The organism is Gilliamella sp. Bif1-4, from assembly GCF_001690535.1.
Taxonomy (GTDB): domain Bacteria; phylum Pseudomonadota; class Gammaproteobacteria; order Enterobacterales; family Orbaceae; genus Gilliamella; species Gilliamella bombi.
Genome location: NZ_LZHC01000076.1, coordinates 1 through 916, shown reverse-complemented (window position 1 = coordinate 916; position 916 = coordinate 1). Strand labels below are relative to the sequence as shown.

The following is a 916-nucleotide window of genomic DNA, read 5'->3' as shown; positions in this document are numbered from 1 at the left end:
TTTAACTCAAGAAGAAACAGAGGAAGCACTAGAAAGGCTCATAACAGGTAAAGATATGCCTAATGGTAGCGATTATGTTGAACTCTGGATGCGAGCCCCAGAGCAAATAGGTGCATTTTTACCAGGGCCAATTAGTGCCGCTATGGCGGCACTTGCTATGGCTGATAAGTCTTTAACCGACACTGACAAAGCTGATTTGATTTCAGTATTAAATAAAGCTACAGGTGATTATTTATCTGGTGCAGATACTGAATCTTGATCCTCGCCAAAATATTAGACAGTGCCCGCCTCTATCATTTTTTCGTTTTGGTAATATTGTTGTTCATATTGTTCAGGTGATACCCAGCCATTGGCTGAATGACGGCGTATCCGATTATAATAGATTTCAATATATTCAAATAGTGCTTTATTAGCCTGCTTCCTCGTTTTGTAGTAACAGTCATGAATAATATGTGTTTTGAGTGTATGAAAAAAACTCTCAACAACCGCATTATCAAAGCAGTTGCCTCTTCGACTCATGCTTTGCCTTAGCCCATATTGTAACAATAATTGCTTGAAATCAGCACTGCAATATTGGCTTCCTTGGTCACTATGAATGAGTACATTTTTAGGAAAGTGACGCCGAAATAAAGCTTGTTTTAATGTATTACACACTAAATGGCGGTCTATGTAGCGACTGGTTTGCCTAGCAATCACTTTTCGTCCATATAAATCGATAATCACCGACAAATATAACCAACCTTCACCCGTTTTAATATAAGTAATATCGGTTACCCATGTTTTATTAGGTTTATCAGGATTAAATTGCCTATCTAACGTGTTGGGCGCAATATTGTGATGAGCCTTGTCTGTTTTATGCTTGAATTTACGTGCTGCTTTACTCCGTAATCCCAATTGTTGCAAAACACGGCTAATT

General features: G+C 38.2%; 2 protein-coding genes. One reads left to right on the top strand and one right to left on the bottom strand.

From position 1 onward, the window contains the following. The coding region (locus A9G25_RS12920; protein WP_176701130.1) for a hypothetical protein at positions 1–259 on the top strand (259 nt) is incomplete at its 5' end. 14 nt (positions 260–273) lie between these two features. Here A9G25_RS12920 and A9G25_RS11540 read toward each other — a convergent pair. Continuing rightward, on the bottom strand, positions 274–916 hold a 643-nt coding region (locus A9G25_RS11540; protein ID WP_065627027.1), incomplete at its 5' end, for an IS3 family transposase.